Here is a 21,255-nt window from a genome sequence, read left to right as displayed (position 1 = left end):
GCCGCGAGAGCTTACGCGCTACATCCAGATCCGGTAGGCCCAAAACGCCTCGTCCTGGGCAACTCGCTGACGCAATACCTCGGGGCTGAAGCCGGTCAGCCGGCGGGTTTCGCGGCACAGGTGGGCCTGGTCGCTGTAATCATGTGCGGCCGCCAGGTCGGCCCAGGCCACGCGATCCTGCGGGGCATGGGCGGCCACGGCGAGGTAGGTGGCCTCGGCGCGCGAGACCAGGCGCAGCTCACGCAGCGGCAGGCCGGCCCAGGCCTTGATGCGCCGCTCCACCTGCCGCAGGCTGCGCCCGGCACCGCTGCTGGCGGCGCGCAGAGCCAGGGCCTGCATCCAGTCTGCATAGCGGTTGCCGGCGGCGCGTTGCGGGCGCAGGGCCTGCCAGCGCGGCCGCAGGAAATCCACCACCGTGCTCAGGCGCGTCTCGTCATCGGCTGCACCGGCCACCGCGGCACACCAGTCGCGCCAGTCCGGCGGCAGCAGGGGCGTGGGGTCGATCAGGCGGTTGCACAGTGGGCCGGGGTCGATGCCGGTCAGGGCCTGCCAGGCATCGGCCAGAAAGAGCAGCTTGAGCACGTGCACGGGCCCGGGGTTGCGCGTGTGGCTGGGCAGGGTGAAGGGGCCGCCCAGCATCAGCGGCCGGGGCTGCTGTGGGTCATCCACCGCCAAGGCGGAAAAGCCCGCCTCGGGCAGCCATTCGCCGGTGCCATCCAGCCACCACACCAGGCTGATGAGTGGCGTGGCCGGAAAGTAGTTGTGGCGTTGCGCCGGCTGCAGCTGCAGGCCACGCGTGTCGCGCAGCATCGCGGCGCGCAGGCAGCCGCTCAGCGCCAGCGGAGGCAGCCACAAGCGGGCGGCTTGCGGGCAGGGAGCGGCGGCAACAGGCACCATGGCGCGGCAGTTTAGGCAGGCGCCTGGTGTCGCAATCGTTCAAGACCCGGCCCGCCCGGGCCACGAGCATGCGGCCATGCAAAACCGTTCTTGGAATGACCTGCCCGGCCCGGCGCCGCGCTGGTGGGGGTGGCCGGACTTCCGCGCCATGCAGCGTGACTTGCTCGGATTCGTGAACCGCCAGCACGCGCGGGGCGACTGGGTGCGCCACCAGGTGCTGAACGAGCGCTCGCTGGACCTGTTCGACCCCGAGGCCCTGCGCCGCCTGCTGATCGACCGGCACGATCAGCTGATCCGCTACGAGCGCGGCCCCGAAGTGTTCGCGCAGACCATGGGCCAATCGGTGCTGGTGACCGAGGGGGCCCGCTGGCAGCGCCAGCGCCGCATGCTGCAGCAGGGCTTCGGCCCGCGCCAGGTGGCCGGCTTTGCGCGCCTGATGAGCGAAGCCGGCGCCGCCGCGTTCGATGCCCTGCCCGGCGGCGACACCGATATGGACGCCCTGTTCACCCACCTGACGATGGACGTGATCCTGCGCACCCTGTTCAGCCACCCGGGCGATGCCCAGGAGGCCCAGAGCGCCGCGCAGGCCATGAAGGATCTGGGCGAAATCGGCCTGCGCGAGATGTTCTGGCCCTTCAGCCTGCCCGACTGGTTGCCCCTGCCGGCGCTGCGCCGCAAGCGCCGCGCCCTGCGCGTGATGCGGGAGCTGCTGCAGCGCCATCTGAGCACCCGCGCTGCTGACCCACACCCCCCGCAGGACGATGTGCTGGCCATGCTGCAGGCCCTGCGCGACCCGGAGACAGGCCAGGCGCTGGCGGTGCAGGAAATCTTTGACCAGTGCATGCTGACCTTTCAGGCCGGGCACGAGACCAGCGCCTCGGCCCTGCTCTGGTGGTCTGCGCTGATGGCCGCGCACCCCGAGGCGCAGGCGCGCGCTGCGGCCGAGGTGGCGCAGGCCCTGCAGGGCCGCGCCCCCGGCCCGCAGGACCTGGCCGCCCTGCCCTGGCTGGGGGCCACGCTGAAGGAGGCGCTGCGCCTGTACCCGCCGATTCCGGCGCTGCTGACGCGCCGCACGCTGGCCGAGATCGAGCTGGCCGGCGTGCGCCTGCCGCGCCGCCTGCTGGTGCGCATCACCCCTTGGGTGCTGCAGCGCGACCCGCGCCACTTCCCTGCGCCCGAGACCTTCCGGCCCGAGCGCTTCCTGCCCGACGCACCGACGCCGCCACGCGGTGCCTGCATCCCCTTCGGCATCGGGCCGCGCGTCTGTCTGGGTCAGCACTTCGCGCTGCTGGAGCTGAACCTGCTGGCGGCCCAGCTGCTGCAACGCTTTCGCCTGCTGCCGCTGGCCCCCGGCCTGCCCACCCCGGCCTTCCATGTGACCCTGCGGCCACAAGACGGGCTGCGCCTGAAGCTGCAGCGAGTTTGAGTTGACGCACAGGCCGGGCGCGCCGCGCGCGCTAGGCTTACGTGATGCAAAACCCCACCCTGCACATCCGCCGTGTCGGCATCGACACCTGGCGCGAGAACGTGGCCTATCTGCACCGGGATTGCCCGGTGGTGCGCGCCGAGGGCTTCCAGGCCCTCTCCAAGGTGACCGTGCACGCCAATGGCCAAGCGATCGCCGCGGTACTGAACGTCGTGGACGACGAGCGCATCGTGCCGCCCTGCGATCTGGGCCTTTCCAAGGAGGCCTTCGCGCGCCTGCAGGTCGAGGAAGGGCATGCCGCCCGCATCGAACACGCCGAACCGCCGCCGTCCATCGCCGCCCTGCACCGCAAGATCGCCGGCGAGCGCCTGGGCCGCGCCGATCTGTTCGCGGTGATGGCCGACATCGCCGCCGCGCGCTATTCCAAGATCGAGCTGGCGGCCTTTGTGGTGGCCACCAACCAGTTCGAGCTGGACCGCGACGAGGTGCTGCACCTCACCGAGGCCATGATCGCCGCCGGCCAGCGCATCGACTGGCGCCAGGACATCGGCCTGGGCCCGGTGGTGGACAAACACTGCATCGGCGGCATTCCGGGCAACCGCACCTCGATGCTGGTGGTGCCCATCGTCACCGCACATGGCATGTGGTGCCCCAAGACCAGCTCGCGCGCCATCACCAGCCCGGCCGGCACGGCCGACACCATGGAGGTGCTGGCCGAGGTGGAGCTGCCGATGGAACGCCTGCAGCAGATCGTGCGCAGCACACGCGGCTGCCTGGCCTGGGGCGGCACGGCCGATCTCTCGCCGGCCGACGACATCCTGATCTCGGTCGAGCGCCCGCTGGCGATCGACTCGCCCGGCCAGATGGTGGCCTCGATCCTGAGCAAGAAGATCGCCGCCGGCTCCACCCACCTGGTGCTGGACATCCCCGTGGGCCCGAGCGCCAAGGTGCGCTCCATGCCCGAGGCGAACCGGCTCAAGCGCCTGTTCGAGTACGTGGCCGGCCGCCTGGGCCTGCAGCTGGAGGTGATGGTGAGCGATGGCCGCCAGCCGATCGGCCGCGGCGTGGGCCCGGTGCTGGAGGCGCGCGACGTGATGCAGGTGCTGCAGAACGACCCCGAGGCGCCGCAGGACCTGCGCCAGAAGGCGCTCTGGCTGGCCGGCCGCATGATCGAGTTCGACCCCGACGTGCGCGGCGGCGAGGGCTGGCGCATCGCGCGCGACATCCTGGAAAGCGGCCGTGCGCTGGCGCAGATGCAGGCCCTCATCGACGCCCAGGGCCGGCGCAGTGCACCACCCCCCACGGCCGCGCTGCTGCACGAGGTGCGCGCCCCACGCTCCGGCGTGGTGGTGGCGGCCGACAACCACCGCCTGGCGCGCATCGCCCGGCTCTCCGGTGCCCCGCAGGTGCCCGAGGCTGGCATCGACCTGCGCGTGCGCCTGGGCGACACGGTGCAGGAAGGCCAGTTGCTTTACCGCATCCACGCCCGCTTCGACGCCGACCTGCAGTTCGCCCGCGAACTGGCCGAGGCCGACAGCGGCTGGCGCATTGGCAGCAGCACCGAGCTGCCGCGCGACTTCGTGGCCTCCGAATGAGCAGCGCCCCGCAGTTGCTGCTGGCCTGGGCCGACGAGGCGGCGCTGGCCCATGCACTGGCCCAAGAGCTGGGTTGCCCGCTGGCCCTGGTGGAGGTGCACCGCTTCCCCGATGGCGAGAGCCGCCTGCGCCTGCCGCCCCGCCTGCCCGCCCACACCGTGCTGCTGCGCGGCCTGCAGCAGGCGAACGAGCGCCTGGCCGAGCTGCTGCTGGTGGCCGGCGGCGCGCGCGAGCTGGGCGCGCAGCGGCTCAGCCTCGTCACGCCCTATCTGGGCTATATGCGCCAGGACATCGAGTTCACGCCCGGCGAGGTGGTGAGCCAACGCCATATGGGCGCCCTGCTGGCGCGCGCCTTCGACGCCGTGCTGACGGTGGACCCGCATCTGCACCGCGTGGCCACGCTGGATGCGGTGATGCCCGGCTGCGAGGGCGTGGCGCTGAGTGCCGCGCCCCTGCTGGGCCGCTTCGTGGCCGCCCAGCGCCCCGGCGCGCTGCTGCTGGCGCCGGATGGCGAGGCGGAGCAGTGGGTGGCCGCGGCCGGCGCGGCATCCGGCCTGGCCCATGCCGTCTGCCACAAGGAGCGCCACGGCGACCTGCAGGTACAGATCGCCCTACCGGACTTCGAGTTCAAGGGCCGCGCCGTGGTGCTGCTGGACGATGTGGCCAGCACCGGCGGCACGCTGGCCCTGGCCGCGCGCCTGGCCTTGGCGGCGGGGGCCGCCGCCCTGGACGTGGCCGTGACGCCTGCGCGGTTCGTGGGCGACGCCGAGGCGCGCGTGCGCGCGGCCGGCGTGGATCAGATCTGGAGCAGCGACTGCGTGCCCCACCCCAGCAATGCGGTGGCGGTGGCGCCGCTGCTGGCGCAAGCCCTGCTCAACTGAGCAGGATGCCGCTGCCGCGCACCTCTTGCGCCACGCGTTGGATGTAGGCCTGGAAGCCGGCATCCTCGCCGCGCAGCAGGGTCGGCAGGCTGAAGAAGAAATCGTCGCGCTCGCACCACTCGCGCATGTAGTCGTCCCAGCTGTTCCAGCGCCGCCGCTCGCTCTCGCTCATGTCCTCCTTGTAGGCCACGAGGTAGGCGCGCTCGAACAGGCTGACGAGCATGTCGAAGATCACCTGCATGCGCTCGCGCTGCTCGGGCGTGGGGTTCTCCAGCGCAGCGGTGGTGCGCAGCTGCAAGTCGCTATTGGCCAGCACCACCTTGAGGAACTCGTTGTAGGCGTTGGCCAGCAGCAGGTAGGCCTCCTCCTCTTCGTTCTCGCGCTCGGCGCGTTCCTGGCGCATGAAGACCCAGATGGCAAAGGGCAGACCGATCACGGTGACCAGGTAGCTGGCCTGCTCCAGGGCGTTGCTCCATTCCATGGTGGCTCCCCGCTCAATCGTTCGCCAGCGGCCAGATCCGCTGCGCCAGCTCGGCAAAGCTGCGGGCTTCGGCCCAGCCCGGACAACTGGCCAGCTGAATGGGCAGATGGCTGTAGCGGTGCAGCAGCAGGAGACGCAACTGGCGCTCGCGCGCGGCTTCGTCAAACGCTTGGCCATAGCCCGCAAAAAAGGCCGCCACGCGCTCGGCATGGCCGGCGGCCAGGAAGCACAGCGGCCCACCCCAGTCGTAGGCAGCCGGGCCGATCAGGCCGTCGCCGAAGTCGAACATGCCGGTGAGCTGCTCGCCTTCGGCGTCCACCAGCAGGTTCATGGGCGTGTACTCGCCCGTCAGCAGCACATCGGGCCCCGCGGGCAGCGGGCCGGCGATGCAGGCCTCGACCTCTGCCAGCAGGTGCTCGGGCAGGCCGGTACGGCGCTGGCGGGCCAGGCAGCCGGCGCGCTGGCGGGCGATGAAGTCTTCCCAGCGCGGCGCCAATTGCACTTGATCGCCCACCGGCAGCGCATGCACCTGCGCGGCCAGCGCGCCGATCTGGCGCAGCAGCGCGCCGCGCCGTGCTTCGTCCAGCTGCGCCCAGCGCTGGCTCAGCGGCTGGCCGGGCAGGCGGCTCATCACGGTCCAGGCCCAGCCCTGCTGCTCGCCACTGGCCTGCAGTTCCGGCGTGGGCACGCTCAAACGCCCCTGTAGGCGCTGCAACAGGCCGCGCTCGAAGGCCCAGTGGTCGCGCAGGAAGGGCGGGTAGAGCTTCAGCACCTGCTGCTCGCCCACGCTGGCGACCAGCACGGTGCCCTCGCCCAGGGGCTGCACCGCGCCGCCCAAGCCCAGGCCGCGCGCCAGCTCGGCCAGCAAGGGCTGCCAGCATGCCGGCTCGTCGTGCAGGGCGTCGAACTGCGCCGGGCCTTCGAATTCGGGGAACTTCAGTTGATTCATGCTTGGCGTCCTTATCGACGGCCGACTCATTGATAGCGCCCCTTGGAGCCCATGCGCAGCAGCTTGGGCAGGGGCGCCGGGTCGGCATCGGGCCCGGGATGGTGGCCAGGAGGTTCGGAGCGGATCTGCTCGCGCAGGATCAGGTCGCGCCAGCCCGCCGTCTGGCTGTTCGCCAGGCTGAGGCTGCGCCGCGCCTCAAAGCGGATGCAGCCCGTCTGGCCGGGCTGGAAGCAGGCCGGCAAATCCCCGCCCAGGCTCCAGGTCGACATCGGCAGGCGCTCCAGCACCAGGCGGTAGTTCTTGTCGCCCTCGGGCACGAACAGGGTCAGGTAATCACCCTGCCCGCCTTCGGCCCAGCGCGGGCTGTCGGCGCCGGCCATGCGCACGCCGATGGCGCGCCGGCCGGGCTGCAGGCTGTAGGGGGCCGTGTCGAGCGCCAGCGCGCCGCCGGCCTGATCCAGGGCATCCACCTCGACGGCCATGCGCCCGTGGCGCAGCAGGCGGCCCGGCCCGGTGTCCACCAGGGCCAGCACGAAACCCTGCCGGTCGGCCCGCGCGCTGGCATGGAACAGCGCCACCAGCAACTGCCCCGGTTCATCGGGATGGGCGGCGCAGGTCCAGCGCAGCACCTCATTGGCACGCGGCGCTTCGCTGCGCCCGAAGCGCAGCTTCAGCGGCGCCGCCAGCCAGCGGGCCACATGGGCCTCGTTGCAGACCTCGCCCGTGCGCGGCCGGTGCCAGCTCGGCGGCAGCTCGGCGGCCGGCGCGCCGGCCGCCTGGGGGGCATCGGCCACGAAGTAGCCCAGGCTGTCGCCATCGATCTCGCCCAGCTCCGCATGGGTCTGGCGGCAATGCAGGTCGCGCTGCAGGTCCGCCGGGCTGCCATCGCAGCGCTCGAACTGATGGGCCTGGGCCCACCAGAGTTCCAGGCGGCCGTCCTGGTCCAGGTCGCTGACGCGCACGATCTCCAGCGGCGTGGCATCCCGCTTCTCAAAGCGGGGCGGCACTTCAAAGCGCTGCAGGCCCTGGGCCGAGAGGGTGAAGCGCTGCCGCGTGCCGGCGTTGTCGGCCAGCACCAGCTGCACCAGCACCTGGGAGTGGCCGGGGCGGCGCCACTGCGTCGCTTCAAAGACCTTGCGCCCCTCGGCCTGCAGGCCCGCCAGCAGCGCACGCCATTGCGCCGCCACCGGCGCACTCAGGCCTTCGGCGCCCGCTTCCAGCCAGTCCCAGTCCGGGGCCTGATGGCCACCGGGCGCGCGCCAGGTCTGGGTTTGGAATTCGGTCTCGGCATCCACGCTTCGCCCGGGCATCAGCGCCTTGAGCGGTGCATGCTGGGGTGCATGGATCCAGCGCCGGCAGGCGGCCGCCACAGCGACGGGCACAGCGGCGGGCAAGGGCGCAGCGAAGCAGTCGGCCCCATTGGCGGTCAGGCCGCTCAGGATGCGCTCGCGCTCCGCCCCGGAAACAGCCGGCAGGCGCGCCAGCTGGCGCTCGCGCAGCGCGCGCAAGGCGGGCGTCGCGCCCGCGCGCAGGGCCGCCCAGTCCAGGCCATGGCAGCTCGGGCCGGGGCGGCGCTGGGCCCGCTCGGCCAGCAGGCTGCGCAGTTCCTCCCCCCAGCGCCCCGAGGACTCGAACCAGAGCTGCTGGGGTGGGCAGCTGCTGGCCGCCGCCACCTCGCGGTCCAGGTGGGCCAGCACGGCATCGAAGACGCCCTCTTCAGCGCCAAGGTGCAGCAGCGCCCACGGATTGAAGCGCGCATCGCTGCGCAGATCGAACTGCGACCAGCGCCAGTCGATCGTGTCGGCATGCTGGCGGGCCAGTTCACTGAGCTGCGCCAGCAAGGTGCCGAAGGCCGGACCGGCACGGCGGGCGGGCTCGGCCAGCAGGGCCGCCAGCTTGGCGCGCAGGAAGGCCGCCCGGCGCGTCAGTTCCACATGGCGCGGCTCGCCCAGGGTCTGGTGCCCTTGGTAGCTGCCGGGGTCCTTGCGCCAGCCCGGCAAGGGGGCAGAGGGCGCCACGGCGCTCTCCAGGCGCTGCAGGGCTTGCCAGAGTTCCGGGTCCGCCGGGGCCAGCTGGGACCAAGCCAGCAGCACCAGCACGCAGTCGTCCGGCCCTTGTCCGGCGCAGCCCGCGCGGCGCAGGTGGCGCGCAAAGGCCGCGCTCAGCACGGGCGTGGCGCGCGCCGTCATGTCCTGCAGCGCCGCCTGGGCGGCGGCGCGCTCGGCCTCGCCGAGCAGATGTTGCGCGCCGTTGTGATGGTTCAGGCAAGTGCGGAACTCCTCAGCCCCCACAGCGCCGCCCGGACCGGCCAGGGGCGCGTGATCAACCTCGGCGCCGCGCCGGAAGGGCGAGCGCTGCGGCTCCAGCCAGGCCGCCCGTGGCCAGCAATGCCACAGGCCCGCCCAGGCGATCGAGGCCCCCGACCAATGCGGGTAGGGGCCGGGCAGATCCAGGCTGAACAGCGGGCGCCTGGCGTCGCGGGCGCGCGCCAGTTCGGCCGGCAGCAGGCGCTCCAGCAGGGCCAGCACATCCGAGGGTTGGTCGAAGCGCAGGCCCTCGCCTGGCCCGGCCAGCGCCAGCACCTGCGCCCGCAGGGGCTCGCTGGCCTCGGCCAGGGCCGGGCTGTGGAGCAGGCGCTCGACGCGCTCCGGCGTGGCCAGCTGGGCCCGGAAGCCTTGGCGCTGGCGCGACGGCAAGCGCATGGCCAGCTCGGCCTCGGCCAGCACCGCCTGGGCCTCGTCGGCGGACAGCGGCGTCGCTGCGGCCTGGGCGGCCAGGCCTGTGCACAGCAGCAGCCAACCCGCGGTCCAGGCCCTCAGCAAGAAACTCGCTCGCATGGCCGATAGGTCCCCGGGGCTTCAGCAGCCGCAGCCGTAGGAGATCTGGTCGCTGCTCAGCAACTTCCACTGCCCGGCCAGGTTGACGAAGAGCAGGCGCAACCAGGGGTCGTCATGCGCGGGCGGACCGTCCAGATGGCCGACGCCGCGCCCCGTGGCCTCGGCCCAGAGCAGGTCGGGCAGGCCATCGCCGTCGAGGTCGAAGCGGCGCAAATCCACGCGCGTGAAGCCGTGCTGCTCGCGCTTCAGCGTGACGCGCTCGGCAGCGCCCAGGGCCTTGGCCGCGGCGGCGGGCATGCGGCTGCTGTGGAACCAGAACAACCGGCGCGGCCCGCCCGGCGGCGCCTGCCAGCCATTGCGCTTGGCGGTGCCGGCGTCCAGGTCGCCATAGGCAAAGCCCTCGCCCGGCCAGTCCTGGCACATGTAGTCGACTTCCGGGCGCCATTCGTGGCGCACGGTCTGGGGCTGTTGCGCGCTGGCACGCACCCGGCCATCGCTGAGCAGCTCGATGCGCAGCACTGGCTTGGTCAGGCGCTCGACGCGCGCGCCCTCCCACTTCGTGTCCAGCAGTTCACCCACGTACCAGCGCTGCTGGGCGTCGAAGCGCTCGGCCAATTGATTCAGTGGCGTGGCTGGCCCCGCCAGTTCGTGCTCGCTGCGGAACCAGGAAGGCGCCGGCGACTGCAGCGGTAAGGCGCTCAGGAAGGCCTTCAGGCGCGCGGCAGCCGCGTCGCCTTCGCGAGGAAAGTCCGGTGAGCCCTGGATCCCCCATTCCGCCCCGTCCAGTTCAGCCAGGCTCTTGAGCGGCGCGGCCGGCTCGCGCTGCACCATCAGCTGGCCATGCAGGGCCTGCAGCATGCGCTGGCGCTCGGCCACGTAGTCGGCATCCCGCACCGGGCAATCACCCCCTGCGGCCGCTTCGCAGAACTGACCCTGCTGCTTCTCGTAATGCGCCAGCCATTCCCAGGAGGGCTCCAGCGCAAACATCTGGCGCGGGTTGTACTCGGGGTTGTCTTCCACGCCCTCCCAACGATGCCACTCGCGCACCGCGATGCGCTCCAGCGCGATGGGCGTCCGCGCCAGCAGATTGCAGGCCACGAAACCGTCCTGCGGCGCCTGGGTGGGGATCTGGGTCTGCACCGCGCAGTAGGTCTCGGTCTGGGCGGGCGGCGCGCGCAGATTCAGTTCGGTGTTGAGCGGCAGGCGCGCCAGCACCTCGCCTTGAGGCGCGGCGCGCAGCAGCACGGCGCGCCCGGCGGCCCAGCGCCGCTCGGCCGGCACGCCGGCCTCGCCCGCGCGCAGCGGCGCCACCCAGGTGGGATTGAGAAAGCGGCAGGCCACGAAGCCGGCCTGCGATTCGGCCCAGGCGCCCAAGGGACCGCCAAACGCCACTTCGCAGTAGCCGTCCTCCGGACCGGCCTTGACGAGCTTGACCCGGCTGCCCTGTTGCAGCCGAGCCTGCACGGGGGCCTCGGCGCTGCCCTGAGCGCGCACCAGCAACGGGCCGCTCTTGACCCAGCGCTCGTCCGCCATGGGCAGCGGTTGCGGCAGCAGCTTGTCGCAGCTCACCCAGCCCTTGGCCTGGGGTCGGTTCGGACCGTAGGCGATCTCGCAGAGGGATCCGACCTCGCGCAGCTGCGTGACCCGATGACCCTGCGGAATCTTGTCCATCAACTTGGCGCCCGCCCGGTCGGTGTCGCGCACCTCCAGTGGCGCCGCGCGGTTCCAGCGGTGGGCAGGCTGCGCGACGGCAGGCTGGGCCAGCAGGGCCACGGCGAGCAAAAGGCCAGAGCCAAGGCGAAGGATCATGGAATGGCGGAAAGCGTTTCGAAAGGCGGACTCAGCCGCGCGCAAAGCGCCGGCTGGCGTCGTAGGGGAACACATCATGCACATGGCCGGCCAGGATGCGTTCCTTGTGGCCCTGCCAGAAGCCCGGATCCAGCAGATCGGCATGGTGCTTCATGAAGGGCTCGCGCACGCCGGGGTGGCCGAGCAGGAAGGGGCCGAAGGTCTCGGGGAACACGTCGCCCTTGTTGACCGTGTACCAGATCTCGCCGCTCATCTCCTCTTCCTCGTTGCGCGGGGCGGGCACCTTGCGGAAATTGCAGTCGGTCAGGTATTCGATCTCGTCGTAGTCGTAGAACACCACCTTGCCCTGGCGGGTGACGCCGAAGTTCTTCCACAACATGTCGCCCGGGAAGATGTTGGCTGCCACCAGGTCCTTGATGGCATTGCCGTACTCCAGCACCGCGGCCTCACGCTGCGCGTCGCTGGCGTCCTGCAGGTAGATGTTCAGCGGCACCATGCGGCGCTCGATGTAGACATGCTTGAGCACGATGTCGTCGCCGTTCTCCTCCAGCAGGCTGGGGCAGAAGTGGCGCAGCTCCTTGATGAGCTCCTCCTCGAAGCGGTGACGGGGCAGCGCGACGTTGCTGTACTCGAGCGTGTCGGCCATGCGGCCGACACGGTCGTGCTGCTTGACCAGCAGGTACTTGCTCTGGATCAGCTCACGCGTGGTGTCCTTCTGCGGCGGGTAGAAGTCCTTGATCAGCTTGAACACGAAGGGGAAGCTGGGCAGGTCGAACACCAGCATCACCATGCCCTTGATGCCGGGGGCGATGCGGAACTTGTCGCTGGAGTGGCGCAGGTGGTAGAGCAGGTCGCGGTAGAAGAGGTTCTTGCCGTGCTTCTGCAGGCCGATGGCGTTGTAGAGCTCGGCACGCGGCTTTCTGGGCATCAGGCTGCGCAGGAACTGCACGGTGGCCGAGGGCACCTCCATGTCCACCATGAAGTAGGCGCGGGCGAAGCTGAAGAGCATCAGCAGGTCGTCCTCGCCGAACAGTGCGCCGTCGATCACCAGGCCCTTGTCGCCATGCAGGATGGGCAGCGCGAACGGTGTCTCGTGGAAGCCGTTGATGATCTTGCCCACCACATAGGCGCCCTTGTTGCGGAAGAACAGGCTGGAGAGCACCTGCACCTGGAAGTTGGTGCGCCACTTGGCGCCGGCCATCTGACGGTCCACCGCCGCCATCACGGCGCGGGTGTCGCGCTCGGGGTCCTCGAACGGGGCCTTGAGCTGGAAGTTGGTGACGATGCGGCGGAAGGTCTGGTCCAGCCTGCCGGGCTCGGGGTAGTAGGCGCGGTAGGTGGGCTTGGCGGCGGGCTCGTCGTTCTCGATGTACTCGGTGCTGACAGCCGGGCGCACAAACAGGAAGCTGTTGTGGAAATAGCTGTGGTGCAGGATGCGCGTGCACACCGAGTTGAAGAAGGTCTCGGCCAGTTCGGGCTGCAGGTGGTTGGTCAGCAGGCCGATGTAGTGCAGCTTGACCTGCTGCCACACATCCATCGGCAGCTGCGAGGCCTCGTAGCCCAGTTCCAGCAGCTCCACACATTCGCCCACGCGCTGGTCGTAGAAGGCAATGCGCTCGGCCTGGGCTTTCTGCTGGCCATGCCAGTCGGCGTTCTCGAAGCGCGCCTTGGCCTTGGCGGTGGTGCCGCGAAACAGGCGGAAGTGGCGGTTGAAGCCGCCCAGCAGGGCCTGCGCGATCTCGTAGGCGCGGGGGTCGTTGAGCTGATGGGGAAACACCGCGGGCTCCGTCCGTTCTGCACAAGCCCGCAGACTAGCCGGCGCGACGGGGATCGCCCGCACCAGCATCCGCGTTGGACGAAGCCAGCCCGAAGCTAGACCTCGGCCAGGTAGCGGCGCGCCACCCGCTCCAGACCCTTTTTGTAGGCCGGCATCACATCCTCGGGCCCGCCGGCGGTGATGCGCAGATCCTGCAGCAGGCCGTTGTGCAGGCCGTAGACCCAGCCGTGCACCACCACCGATTGGCCGCGTGCCCAGGCGTCCTTGACGACCGTGGTGTGGCAGACATTGCGTGCCTGCTCCAGCACGTTCAGCTCCACCAGGGCGTCGACGCGTAGCGCCTCGGGGATCTGCTCCAGCAGCGCGGCATGCTGGTCGCGCACGTCCTGCACATGGCGCAGCCAGTTGTCCACCAGCCCCAAGCGCGCACCGGCCAGCGCGGCCTTGACGCCGCCGCATTGCGAATGGCCGACGACGATGATGTGCTGCACCTTCAGGCCATCCACGGCGAACTGGATGACGGACAGCGCATTCAGATCGGTGTGCACCACCAGGTTGGCCACATTGCGGTGCACAAACAGCTCACCCGGCAGCAGGCCCACCAGTTCATTGGCAGGCACGCGGCTGTCGGCGCAGCCGATCCACAGGTACTGCGGCGTCTGCTGGCCCAGCAGGCGCGTGAAGAAGCCGGGCTGGCGCTTTTCCTGCGCCGCCGCCCAGTCGCGATTCTTGGAAAACAGTTCGTCGAGGTCCTGACTCATGCTCGATAGCTTGCGTACAGATGCCGGTCCAGGACCCGCCCTTGCTTGATCACACTCTGGCGCTGCAGGCCTTCGTACTGCATGCCAATCTTCTCGGCCACGCGCCGGGAGGGTGCATTGCCGTCATAGATGCCGGCGAAGGCCCGCGTGATGTCCGGCTGGGCCAGTGCCTGCGCCACCACCTCCCGCGCTGCGCGGCTGGCCACGCCCAGGCCCCAGAAGGTGGGCGCCAGCCACCAGCCCACCTCGGCATTGCAGCGCAGCGGGCCCTGGCCGGGGTGGAAGCCGCAGCCGCCCTGCGGCGCATCGTTCAGGCAGATGGCCCAGGTGCCGCCGCCGCTGGCCTGGTGGCCCTCGGTGACCCACCAGCGCGCATCGTCCAGCGTGTAGGGCATGGGCCAGGTGTCCACCATCCAGCGCGCGACGCGCTCGTCGTCGGCCAGCCGCTGCAGCGCGGGGGCATCGGCCTCGCGCCAGCGGCGCAGCTGCCAGCCGGGCAGGCCCAGCTCGATGCGTTCCTCGCTCATGCGCCCGCCTTGGGCACCCGCGCCCCCAGCCAGCCCAGAGGCCCCAGCAGCAGGCTGCAGCCGAACACCCACCAAAGCGTGAAGGTGCCGCCCTCGAAGGCCAGAAAGCCCAGCGAGCGCAGCACCAGCACAGCGATGGCCACCATGCCCAGCAGCAGGCACAGGGCGCCGCTGACCTTGGTCATCAGCTGGATCGGACCGTCATTGGCCGGCACCACGAAGAGGCCATAGCCCAGCAGGGTGAGGCCCGGGTAGGCCAGCCAGGCCGTCCAGCCCGGCTGCAGCTTCGTGACCTCCAGCGCGGCGGCCGTCAGCACCCCGCCCGAAAGCAGGCCCAGAACCACCATCAATGCGCCGAAGGCCAGCACCATCACATCGTCTCCGCAAACAGTTCGCGGCCAATCAACATGCGGCGGATCTCGCTCGTACCCGCGCCGATCTCGTACAGCTTGGCATCGCGCCACAGGCGGCCCAGCGGGTACTCGTTGATGTAGCCGTTGCCACCATAAATCTGGATGCCTTCGCCGGCCATCCAGGTGGCCTTCTCGGCGCACCAGAGGATGACGGAGGCGCAGTCCTTGCGCACTTGGCGCACATGGGCGGCGCCCAGCTTGTCGAGGTTCTTGCCCACCGTGTAGCAGAAGCTGCGGCCGGCCTGCAGCACGGTGTACATGTCGGCCACCTTGCCCTGGATGAGCTGGAACTCGCCGATGCTCTGGCCGAACTGCTTGCGGTCGTGGATGTAGGGCACCACGTTGTCCATCACCGCCTGCATGATGCCGATGGGGCCGGCAGCCAGCACCGCGCGCTCGTAATCCAGGCCGCTCATCAGCACCTTGGCGCCCTGGTTCAGGCCGCCCAGGATGTTCTCGGCCGGCACCTCGACGTCCTGGAACACCATCTCGCCGGTGTGGCTGCCACGCATGCCCAGCTTGTCCAGCTTCTGCGCGGTGCTGAAGCCCTTCATGCCCTTCTCGACGATGAAGGCGGTGACACCGCGGGCACCCAGCTCGGGCTCAGTCTTGGCGTAGACCACCATGGTGTCGGCGTCGGGGCCGTTGGTGATCCACATCTTGCTGCCGTTCAGCAGGTAGTAGCCGCCCTTGTCCTCGGCCTTGAGCTTCATGCTGATGACGTCGGAGCCGGCACCGGGCTCGCTCATCGCCAGCGCGCCCACGTGTTCGCCGCTGATCAGCTTGGGCAGGTACTTCTGCTTCTGCGCCTCGTTGCCGTTGCGCTTGATCTGGTTGACGCACAAATTGCTGTGGGCGCCGTAGCTCAGGCCGATCGACGCGCTGGCGCGGCTGATCTCCTCCATCGCCACCATGTGGGCCAGGTAGCCCATGTTGGCGCCGCCGTACTCCTCGGGCACGGTGATGCCCAGCACGCCCAGCTCGCCCATCTTGCGCCACAGGTCCATGGGGAACTGGTCGTTGCGGTCAGCCTCAGCCGCACGCGGGGCGATCTCGGCCTCGGCGAAGCTGCGCACAGCGTCGCGCAGCGCGTCGATGTCCTCGCCCAACTGGAAGTCAAGACCTGGGAGATTCATGGGGTTACCTGCAGTTTCCGAAAAGAGAAGGATTCTAGGGAGCGCCCCCTACGATGCCGGCCATGCGACTGACCCAGATCCTGTTTTCCCAAGGCTTCGGCACCCGGCACGAGTGCCTGGGCATGATCGTCAACGGCGCCGTCTCGCGCGCCGGCACAGTGCTGGATGACCCCGAACTCGACCTCGACATCAATGGCCTGGTGCTGACGATCCAGGGCCAGGATTGGCCGGTGCACGAGAAGGCCCTGATCCTGCTGCACAAGCCCACCGGCTTTGAATGCAGCATGAAGCCCAAGCACCACCCCTCGGTGCTGAGCCTGCTGCCCGGCCCCTTGCGCGTGCGCGGCGTGCAGCCGGTAGGACGGCTGGACGAGGACACCACCGGACTGCTGCTGCTGACCGACGACGGCGCGCTCATCCATCGCCTGACGCACCCGAAGAAGAAGGTGCCGAAGATCTACGAGGCCACGCTCAAGCACCCGATGGACGAGACCGCGCGCCAGCAGTTGCTCAAGGGCGTGGTGCTGAACGACGACCCCGAACCCATTCAGGCCGCCGCGGCCGAGCTGCCCGAGCCCACGCGGCTGATCCTGACCCTGACGGGCGGGCGCTACCACCAGGTCAAGCGCATGGTGGCCGCGGTGGGCAACCGTGTGGAAGCCCTGCACCGTAGCGGCTTCGGTCGCCTGCGCATCCCTGCTGATCTGCCTCCCGGCGCCTGGGCCTGGGCCGACCCGGCGGATCTCTGAACCGTGAATAAGTCACCGGATTGGCGGCCGCATCCCGCAACCGGGCGGTATTGCCCCCGATGCATCGCCGCCGCTTCGCGACTAAATTCCGGGGTGTGGCTGCCTGTCCGGCCGCTCAAGATTCACAGCCCCGCCGAGGTAACCCCATGAAGAAGTTCGCCCTGCTCGCCCTGCTCGCCCCGCTGAGCGCCTTTGCCGCCAACGACACGCTGCGCACCGAATGCGCCACCCGCGACGGCGCCAAGGCCAACGAGTACGAGTTCGTCTACACCAAGGGCAAGCTGGGCTGCAACGAGCGCCAGTACAACCAATACCTGGCCAGCCTGGACCCCGCCAAGGTGCTGGCCGCAAACCCCACCGCCGCCGGCAAGCCGGCCGTGGAAGAGCACCAGTTCAGCTACCGCAAGGGCAAGCTGAAGGCCCAGTAAGCACCCGCTGCGTTGACGAAAAAAAGCCGACCCTCGGGTCGGCTTTTTGTTTTGAATCAAAGCCTCAGTTGGCGCTGGCGGTCAGCGGTTGCGGCAGTTCGCGGATGGCGAAGCGCTGCGCGCCGCCGGGTTCGTCGCTGTTGCGGATCGCCAGCACGAAGGCGAAGCGCTGCGCCTGGCCGGCGGTCTGGGCATCCTGGCAGTCGACCTTGCGCATGGCGGCGCGCACGGCCTGGCGGTAATCCACCGGGCCGCCCAAGGCCTGCACAGCGCTGACATGGTCGCCCTGCAGGTCGAAGCGGACCTGGTAGTCGGCGTCCAGGTTCACGCGATAGATGCTGCGGGCCAGCGCGTCGCTCAGGTCCGCGGCGAGGTTCGGGCAGGTGCGGTTGACGTCCACGCGCATCGACTGGCCCGCGACTTCCACACGGTCCAGATGGGCGTTGTCGTCACGGGCCTGGGCGGCGCCGGAGCCGAGAGCCAGCACGGCGGCCAGCAGGGGGGCGAAAGATTGCAGACGGGTGCGGGTCATGGTGCTCTCCAAGGGGCGTTGGTTTGACGAACCCAGACCCCAGCGCGGGCCCATGCCCACGCCGGATCTGAAGTCAAACCCCGGCCGTAGCACCTTGCGTCGCGCGCCGCGGGGAACGCAGCGGCTGGGGTCAGAGCCCCCGTTTCCGAAGGCCTGACAGCGATCTTGTGCCCGTTTTCAAGCGCCCCGAAAAGTCACAGGAGAGGCTTGGCAATTGGGGTAACTACCGGCACCGTGCGCCTTGGCATGCCGCGGCCTGCAGGGCGTCGATCTCGCGGTCCTTTTCTTCCCAGAGAGCCTGCAACCAGGCTCCGAAGCGCTTGCGCAGCACCGAGTCCTCGATGCAATCGCCCTCCACGAACTCGGCGGGGATGGCGCGCTCATGCACGCGCACGATCACCCGTCCCACGCGTCCGCAGGCCAGGTCCCAATAGGTCGGCACACCGTCGGGGTAGACCAGGGTCACGTCCAGCAAGGCGCGGAACTTCTCGCCCAGGATGTTGACCGCCAGGGCCAGCGCCCCGCTCTTGGGTTTGAGCAGATGCCGATACGGCGATTCCTGGCGCTGGTGCTTGTCCGCCGTGAAACGGGTGCCCTCGGCGAAGTTCATCACGCTGGTAGGTGCCAGCGCAAAGCGTGCGCAACTGCGCTTGGTGGTCTCCATGTCCTGGTGGCGCAGCGCCGGGTTCTTGCGCAGCGCCGCCTTGCCGTGGCGGCGCATGAAGGGGAAGTCCAGCGCCCACCAGGCCACGCCGATCACCGGCACCCAGATCAGTTCCTGCTTCAGAAAGAACTTCAGGAAGGGAATGCGCCGGTTGAAGATCTTCTGCAGCACAAAGATGTCGACCCAGCTCTGGTGGTTGCAGTTCACCATGTACCAGCCGCCGGGCTTGAGCTGCTCCAGCCCCTGCACGTCCCAGGGCGCACGGTTGATCAGCGCGATCCAGGCGCTGTTGCAGGCAATCCAGCTCTTGGCGATGCGGTTCAGCCAGGGGTCGATGGCCGCGCGCGCAGCCTGAAAGGGCAGCACCAGCTTGACCAGCGAAAGGATGAAGAGTGGCGTGCACCAGAAGATGGTGTTCAGGCCCAGCAGCAGCGAGCTGAGCAAACCCAGCGGAATGGCAATCAGGGAAGGCATGGGGGCAATCAGGGCGCGGGGAGCGGCGAATTCTCCCGGGCGCCCGGTTCAAGGGCATTGATCTGGATGAACCCGGCGTGGCCGGTGCGGCTCACAAGAAGCGCTCGAGCAGACGGCGCGAGGCGCGGTCCAGAGCCCAGCGGTCGGCCACGAAGAGCTGCAGACCGTGGCTGGTGGTGATCAGCAGACGCCCCTCGCCCGGGCCCCCCAGGCGGCGGATGTCTTCCTCGGTCTTGAGGATGAACTGCAACGGGCCACGGTCGGTCTCGACCGTCCATTGGCTCGGGGTTGAAAAGGTGCTGACCGCCACCAGGCGCTGCAACTGCGGGTGGAACTCTCGGCTGCGCAGCTCGTCCTCGATCAGCCGGCGCGGTGCGTCGGGCAGGCCAGATAGCCGGTCCACCCAGGCCAGTTCATGGCCATCGGGGCCGATCAGGCTCAAGCCTTCGTCGGGCGCGCTGATGGGGTGGGCGCGCACCGGGCTCACGCCCACATGGGCCTGGCCCTGAGCGTCGGTGAGCACCAGCTTGCCGAAGGCGTCGCGTGAGAGGGTCCAGTCCATCAGGCGCTCACCGTGTGTTGGTTGGGGTTGGGCGAAACGACCATCAGACCGCTGTCCTCGCTTTCATCGACGCGCCGGGCCTGCGCCTCCCACAGGCGCCAGTAGTGGCCCTGCTTCTCGATCAGCTCGTCGTGCCCACCGAGCTCGACGATCTCGCCGCGGTCCATCACCACCAGGCGGTCGGCCTTGCGCAGGGTGCTCAGGCGGTGGGCGATGGCGATCGTGGTGCGGCCCTTCACCAGGTTGTCCAGCGCCTTCTGGATTTCCTTCTCGGTCTCGGTGTCCACCGCGCTGGTGGCCTCGTCCAGGATCAGCAGGGCCGGATCGATCAGCAGCGCGCGGGCAATCGAGATGCGCTGGCGCTCGCCGCCGCTCAAGCCTTGGCCACGCTCGCCCACCAGGCTGTCGTAACCATGCGGCAGTCTCAATATGAACTCGTGCGCATGCGCGGCGCGCGCCGCGGCCACGATCTCCTCGCGCGTGGCCTCGGGCTTGCCGTAGGCGATGTTCTCGGCAATGGTGCCGAAGAACAGGAAGGGCTCCTGCAGCACCAGGCCGATGTGGCGGCGGTAGTCGGCCACCTTGATGCGGCGCAGGTCCACGCCGTCGACGCGGATGCTGCCCTCGGTGACGTCGTAGAAGCGACAGATCAGGTTCACCAGCGTGCTCTTGCCCGAGCCGCTGTGGCCCACCAGGCCGATCATCTCGCCGGGGCGGATGTCCAGATCCAGGCGCTTGATGACGGCGCGACTGCCGTAACGGAAGTGCACGCCCTGCAGGCTCAAGGCGCCCTGAGCCTTCTGGAAGGGCACCGGGTTGGTCGGGTCGGGCACGTTGGAGACATGGTCCAGGATGTCGAAGATGCGCTTGGCGCCGGCCGCGGCCTTCTGCGTCACCGAGACGATGCGGCTCATCGAATCCAGCCGGCCGTAGAAGCGTCCGATGTAGGCCAGGAAGGCGGTCAGCACACCCACCGTCACCGCGCCCTGGCTGACCAGCCAGATGCCGGTGGCCCAGACGACGAGCAGGCCGATCTCGGTCAGCAGCGCCACCGTGGGGCCGAACAAGCTCCAGGTCTTGTTCAGCTTGTCGTTGACGGCCAGGTTGTTGGCATTGGCCTCCTTGAAACGCATGGCCTCCCGGCGCTCCTGCGCAAAGGCCTTGACGACGCGGATGCCGGGGATGGTGTCGGCCAGCACGGAGGTGACTTCGCCCCAGACGCGATCGATCTTTTCGAAGCCGGTGCGCAGGCGGTCGCGCACCAGATGGATCAGCCAGGCGATGAAGGGCAAGGGCACCAGCGTGGCCAGGGCCAGGCCGGGGTGAATGCTGAACAGGATGATGGCCGTCATGGCCAGCATCAGCACGTCGGTGATGAAGTCCAGCGCGTGCAGGCTGAGGAACACCGAGATGCGGTCGGTCTCGGAGCCGATGCGGGCCATCAGGTCACCGGTGCGCTTGTTGCCGAAGTATTCGAGCGACAGGCCGAGCAGATGCTCGAAGGTGGCCGTGCGCAGGTCCGCAGCGATGCGCTCCGAAACCAGAGCCAGGATGTAGGTCTTGGCCCAGCCCAGGCTCCAGCTCACCAGCGCGGCACCGAACAGCCCGGCTAGCAGCAGGCCCACCAGGCCAGTGTCGATCGGCTGACCGTTCTGGAAGGGGATCAGCACCTGGTCCATCAAGGGCATGGTCAGGTAGGGCGGCACCAGCGTGGCGCCGGTGGCGCCCATCATCAGCAAGAAGCCTAGCAGCAGCTGGCCCTGGTAGGGCCGGGCAAAACGCCACAGGCGCAGCAGCACCCAGGTACTGGGCGGCGTGTGCAGCTCGCGGTGGCAGGTGGGGCATTCCTCGCTGTCCGGGGGCAGCGGAGCCTGGCAGGTGGGGCACAGGGCGGCGTCCTCGCCGCGCTCGGGCGGGGCCTGGCCGGCCAACTGGTCCAGGGCTTGAGAGAAGCCGTCCTGCAGGCGCGTCACGCTCAGCTGTTCGGCCAGGGTGAAGTGCCAGTGCTGCAGGCGCTGCTGGGCGTCGCACAGCTCGAGACAGCCCAGCCCGGCGTGGTCGTGGCAGCGCAGCTGCAGGCCCGGCTGCACCAGCCAGGACTTGCGCGCCCCGACATCCAGCAAGCGGAACGCACCCTGGGGCGCCTCGACCAGGGCCAGCAGCCCGGGCGCGAAGGCCAGCTCGCGGCTCAGGTCAACGGCCGCCAGCGCGATCACGTTCTCGCCGGCCTGCAACTGCGACCGCAAGCCGCCCTCGCCCTCCCACAGGGGGTGTTGGCGCAAGGCGTCACTCAGGGGAAAGGGCTGCATGGTTTGTTCTTCGGGTCGGCAGGCGACGAATTGTGCGTGAGCCGCCCC

19 protein-coding genes are annotated in these 21,255 nt (G+C 69.6%); 5 read left to right on the top strand and 14 right to left on the bottom strand.

Annotated features, from left to right (window positions below; genetic code table 11):
• Positions 1-18: 18 nt before the first annotated feature.
• Complete coding sequence (locus tag ACE3QP_RS16370; RefSeq protein ID WP_374437556.1) at positions 19-897, bottom strand: AraC family transcriptional regulator; 879 nt, start codon at positions 895-897, stop codon at positions 19-21.
• Between the two features lie 76 nt (positions 898-973).
• On the opposite strand from ACE3QP_RS16370, the gene ACE3QP_RS16365 reads away from it, so the two are divergent.
• From ACE3QP_RS16365 to ACE3QP_RS16355, 3 genes are read left to right on the top strand one after another with little or no spacing between them, the layout of a single operon-like run.
• A complete protein-coding gene (locus ACE3QP_RS16365) occupies positions 974-2,323 on the top strand; it encodes a cytochrome P450 (protein WP_374437555.1) in 1,350 nt (449 codons plus the stop codon).
• A 44-nt stretch (positions 2,324-2,367) separates the two neighbouring features.
• On the top strand, positions 2,368-3,918 hold the full coding sequence (locus tag ACE3QP_RS16360; protein WP_374437554.1) for a thymidine phosphorylase family protein: 1,551 nt from the start codon (positions 2,368-2,370) through the stop codon (positions 3,916-3,918).
• A complete protein-coding gene (locus ACE3QP_RS16355; RefSeq protein WP_374437553.1) occupies positions 3,915-4,799 on the top strand; it encodes a ribose-phosphate diphosphokinase in 885 nt (294 codons plus the stop codon). Before ACE3QP_RS16360 ends, ACE3QP_RS16355 begins: the two co-directional genes overlap by 4 nt.
• On the opposite strand, the gene ACE3QP_RS16350 is transcribed toward ACE3QP_RS16355, so the two are convergent.
• The 9 genes from ACE3QP_RS16350 to ACE3QP_RS16310 form a co-directional block, all read right to left on the bottom strand.
• Positions 4,792-5,280, bottom strand: coding sequence for a hypothetical protein (locus ACE3QP_RS16350; RefSeq protein ID WP_374437552.1), 489 nt, complete (start codon positions 5,278-5,280; stop codon positions 4,792-4,794). The two genes, ACE3QP_RS16355 and ACE3QP_RS16350, sit on opposite strands and share 8 nt — an antisense overlap.
• A 13-nt stretch (positions 5,281-5,293) precedes the next feature.
• The gene (locus ACE3QP_RS16345) at positions 5,294-6,229 is read right to left on the bottom strand and encodes a phosphotransferase family protein (protein ID WP_374437551.1); all 936 of its coding nucleotides are present in this window, start codon (positions 6,227-6,229) and stop codon (positions 5,294-5,296) included.
• Positions 6,230-6,255: 26 nt separating this feature from the next.
• Positions 6,256-9,066 carry a hypothetical protein gene (locus ACE3QP_RS16340; RefSeq protein ID WP_374437550.1) on the bottom strand — a complete coding sequence of 937 codons (2,811 nt, stop codon included), beginning with the start codon at positions 9,064-9,066 and terminating at the stop codon, positions 6,256-6,258.
• A 21-nt stretch (positions 9,067-9,087) separates the two neighbouring features.
• On the bottom strand, positions 9,088-10,875 hold the full coding sequence (locus ACE3QP_RS16335) for a hypothetical protein (protein WP_374437549.1): 1,788 nt from the start codon (positions 10,873-10,875) through the stop codon (positions 9,088-9,090).
• Positions 10,876-10,906: 31 nt separating this feature from the next.
• Positions 10,907-12,652, bottom strand: coding sequence for a bifunctional isocitrate dehydrogenase kinase/phosphatase (aceK, locus tag ACE3QP_RS16330; protein ID WP_374437548.1), 1,746 nt, complete (start codon positions 12,650-12,652; stop codon positions 10,907-10,909).
• Between the two features lie 95 nt (positions 12,653-12,747).
• Entirely contained in the window at positions 12,748-13,413 is a 666-nt protein-coding gene (gene can / locus ACE3QP_RS16325; RefSeq protein ID WP_374437547.1) for a carbonate dehydratase, read from the bottom strand.
• Positions 13,410-13,940: a GNAT family N-acetyltransferase gene (locus ACE3QP_RS16320; RefSeq protein ID WP_374437546.1), complete on the bottom strand. Its 531-nt coding sequence runs from the start codon at positions 13,938-13,940 to the stop codon at positions 13,410-13,412. Before ACE3QP_RS16320 ends, can begins: the two co-directional genes overlap by 4 nt.
• A complete protein-coding gene (locus ACE3QP_RS16315) occupies positions 13,937-14,311 on the bottom strand; it encodes a hypothetical protein (protein WP_374437545.1) in 375 nt (124 codons plus the stop codon). Before ACE3QP_RS16315 ends, ACE3QP_RS16320 begins: the two co-directional genes overlap by 4 nt.
• Complete coding sequence (locus tag ACE3QP_RS16310; protein WP_374437544.1) at positions 14,311-15,489, bottom strand: isovaleryl-CoA dehydrogenase; 1,179 nt, start codon at positions 15,487-15,489, stop codon at positions 14,311-14,313. Before ACE3QP_RS16310 ends, ACE3QP_RS16315 begins: the two co-directional genes overlap by 1 nt.
• A 62-nt stretch (positions 15,490-15,551) precedes the next feature.
• On the opposite strand from ACE3QP_RS16310, the gene ACE3QP_RS16305 reads away from it, so the two are divergent.
• Both ACE3QP_RS16305 and ACE3QP_RS16300 read left to right on the top strand, forming a co-directional pair.
• Positions 15,552-16,238, top strand: a complete 687-nt coding sequence (locus ACE3QP_RS16305; protein ID WP_374437543.1) for a 16S rRNA pseudouridine(516) synthase — start codon at positions 15,552-15,554, stop codon at positions 16,236-16,238.
• A gap of 146 nt (positions 16,239-16,384) precedes the next feature.
• A complete protein-coding gene (locus ACE3QP_RS16300) occupies positions 16,385-16,666 on the top strand; it encodes a hypothetical protein (RefSeq protein ID WP_374437542.1) in 282 nt (93 codons plus the stop codon).
• Positions 16,667-16,730: 64 nt separating this feature from the next.
• Here the strand turns inward: ACE3QP_RS16300 and ACE3QP_RS16295 are convergent, their stop codons facing one another.
• From ACE3QP_RS16295 to ACE3QP_RS16280, 4 genes are all read right to left on the bottom strand, one after another.
• Complete coding sequence (locus tag ACE3QP_RS16295) at positions 16,731-17,198, bottom strand: hypothetical protein (RefSeq protein WP_374437541.1); 468 nt, start codon at positions 17,196-17,198, stop codon at positions 16,731-16,733.
• A 223-nt stretch (positions 17,199-17,421) separates the two neighbouring features.
• The gene (locus tag ACE3QP_RS16290) at positions 17,422-18,336 is read right to left on the bottom strand and encodes an acyltransferase (RefSeq protein ID WP_374437540.1); all 915 of its coding nucleotides are present in this window, start codon (positions 18,334-18,336) and stop codon (positions 17,422-17,424) included.
• Between the two features lie 91 nt (positions 18,337-18,427).
• The gene (locus tag ACE3QP_RS16285) at positions 18,428-18,898 is read right to left on the bottom strand and encodes a DUF1854 domain-containing protein (protein ID WP_374437539.1); all 471 of its coding nucleotides are present in this window, start codon (positions 18,896-18,898) and stop codon (positions 18,428-18,430) included.
• Complete coding sequence (locus ACE3QP_RS16280; protein WP_374437538.1) at positions 18,898-21,207, bottom strand: ABC transporter ATP-binding protein; 2,310 nt, start codon at positions 21,205-21,207, stop codon at positions 18,898-18,900. The genes ACE3QP_RS16285 and ACE3QP_RS16280 overlap by 1 nt, the downstream gene beginning before the upstream one ends.
• Positions 21,208-21,255 lie beyond the last annotated feature (48 nt).

It is taken from the genome of Inhella sp. (assembly GCF_041912635.1).
In the GTDB taxonomy this organism is placed as follows: domain Bacteria; phylum Pseudomonadota; class Gammaproteobacteria; order Burkholderiales; family Burkholderiaceae_C; genus Inhella.
This window is presented reverse-complemented; position numbering and strand designations above follow the sequence as displayed.

What these genes read in the sequence shown, in the direction of transcription:
- ACE3QP_RS16345 (WP_374437551.1), bottom strand. Translation starts at nt 6,229, where the DNA reads ATGAATCAACTGAAGTTCCCCGAATTCGAAGGCCCGGCGCAGTTCGAC.
- ACE3QP_RS16365 (WP_374437555.1), top strand. Translation starts at nt 974, where the DNA reads ATGCAAAACCGTTCTTGGAATGACCTGCCCGGCCCGGCGCCGCGCTGG.
- ACE3QP_RS16340 (WP_374437550.1), bottom strand. Translation starts at nt 9,066, where the DNA reads ATGCGAGCGAGTTTCTTGCTGAGGGCCTGGACCGCGGGTTGGCTGCTG.
- ACE3QP_RS16355 (WP_374437553.1), top strand. Translation starts at nt 3,915, where the DNA reads ATGAGCAGCGCCCCGCAGTTGCTGCTGGCCTGGGCCGACGAGGCGGCG.
- can (WP_374437547.1), bottom strand. Translation starts at nt 13,413, where the DNA reads ATGAGTCAGGACCTCGACGAACTGTTTTCCAAGAATCGCGACTGGGCG.
- ACE3QP_RS16360 (WP_374437554.1), top strand. Translation starts at nt 2,368, where the DNA reads ATGCAAAACCCCACCCTGCACATCCGCCGTGTCGGCATCGACACCTGG.
- ACE3QP_RS16310 (WP_374437544.1), bottom strand. Translation starts at nt 15,489, where the DNA reads ATGAATCTCCCAGGTCTTGACTTCCAGTTGGGCGAGGACATCGACGCG.
- ACE3QP_RS16285 (WP_374437539.1), bottom strand. Translation starts at nt 18,898, where the DNA reads ATGGACTGGACCCTCTCACGCGACGCCTTCGGCAAGCTGGTGCTCACC.
- ACE3QP_RS16300 (WP_374437542.1), top strand. Translation starts at nt 16,385, where the DNA reads ATGAAGAAGTTCGCCCTGCTCGCCCTGCTCGCCCCGCTGAGCGCCTTT.
- ACE3QP_RS16280 (WP_374437538.1), bottom strand. Translation starts at nt 21,207, where the DNA reads ATGCAGCCCTTTCCCCTGAGTGACGCCTTGCGCCAACACCCCCTGTGG.
- ACE3QP_RS16315 (WP_374437545.1), bottom strand. Translation starts at nt 14,311, where the DNA reads ATGGTGCTGGCCTTCGGCGCATTGATGGTGGTTCTGGGCCTGCTTTCG.
- ACE3QP_RS16290 (WP_374437540.1), bottom strand. Translation starts at nt 18,336, where the DNA reads ATGCCTTCCCTGATTGCCATTCCGCTGGGTTTGCTCAGCTCGCTGCTG.
- ACE3QP_RS16370 (WP_374437556.1), bottom strand. Translation starts at nt 897, where the DNA reads ATGGTGCCTGTTGCCGCCGCTCCCTGCCCGCAAGCCGCCCGCTTGTGG.
- ACE3QP_RS16305 (WP_374437543.1), top strand. Translation starts at nt 15,552, where the DNA reads ATGCGACTGACCCAGATCCTGTTTTCCCAAGGCTTCGGCACCCGGCAC.
- ACE3QP_RS16295 (WP_374437541.1), bottom strand. Translation starts at nt 17,198, where the DNA reads ATGACCCGCACCCGTCTGCAATCTTTCGCCCCCCTGCTGGCCGCCGTG.
- ACE3QP_RS16350 (WP_374437552.1), bottom strand. Translation starts at nt 5,280, where the DNA reads ATGGAATGGAGCAACGCCCTGGAGCAGGCCAGCTACCTGGTCACCGTG.
- ACE3QP_RS16335 (WP_374437549.1), bottom strand. Translation starts at nt 10,875, where the DNA reads ATGATCCTTCGCCTTGGCTCTGGCCTTTTGCTCGCCGTGGCCCTGCTG.
- ACE3QP_RS16320 (WP_374437546.1), bottom strand. Translation starts at nt 13,940, where the DNA reads ATGAGCGAGGAACGCATCGAGCTGGGCCTGCCCGGCTGGCAGCTGCGC.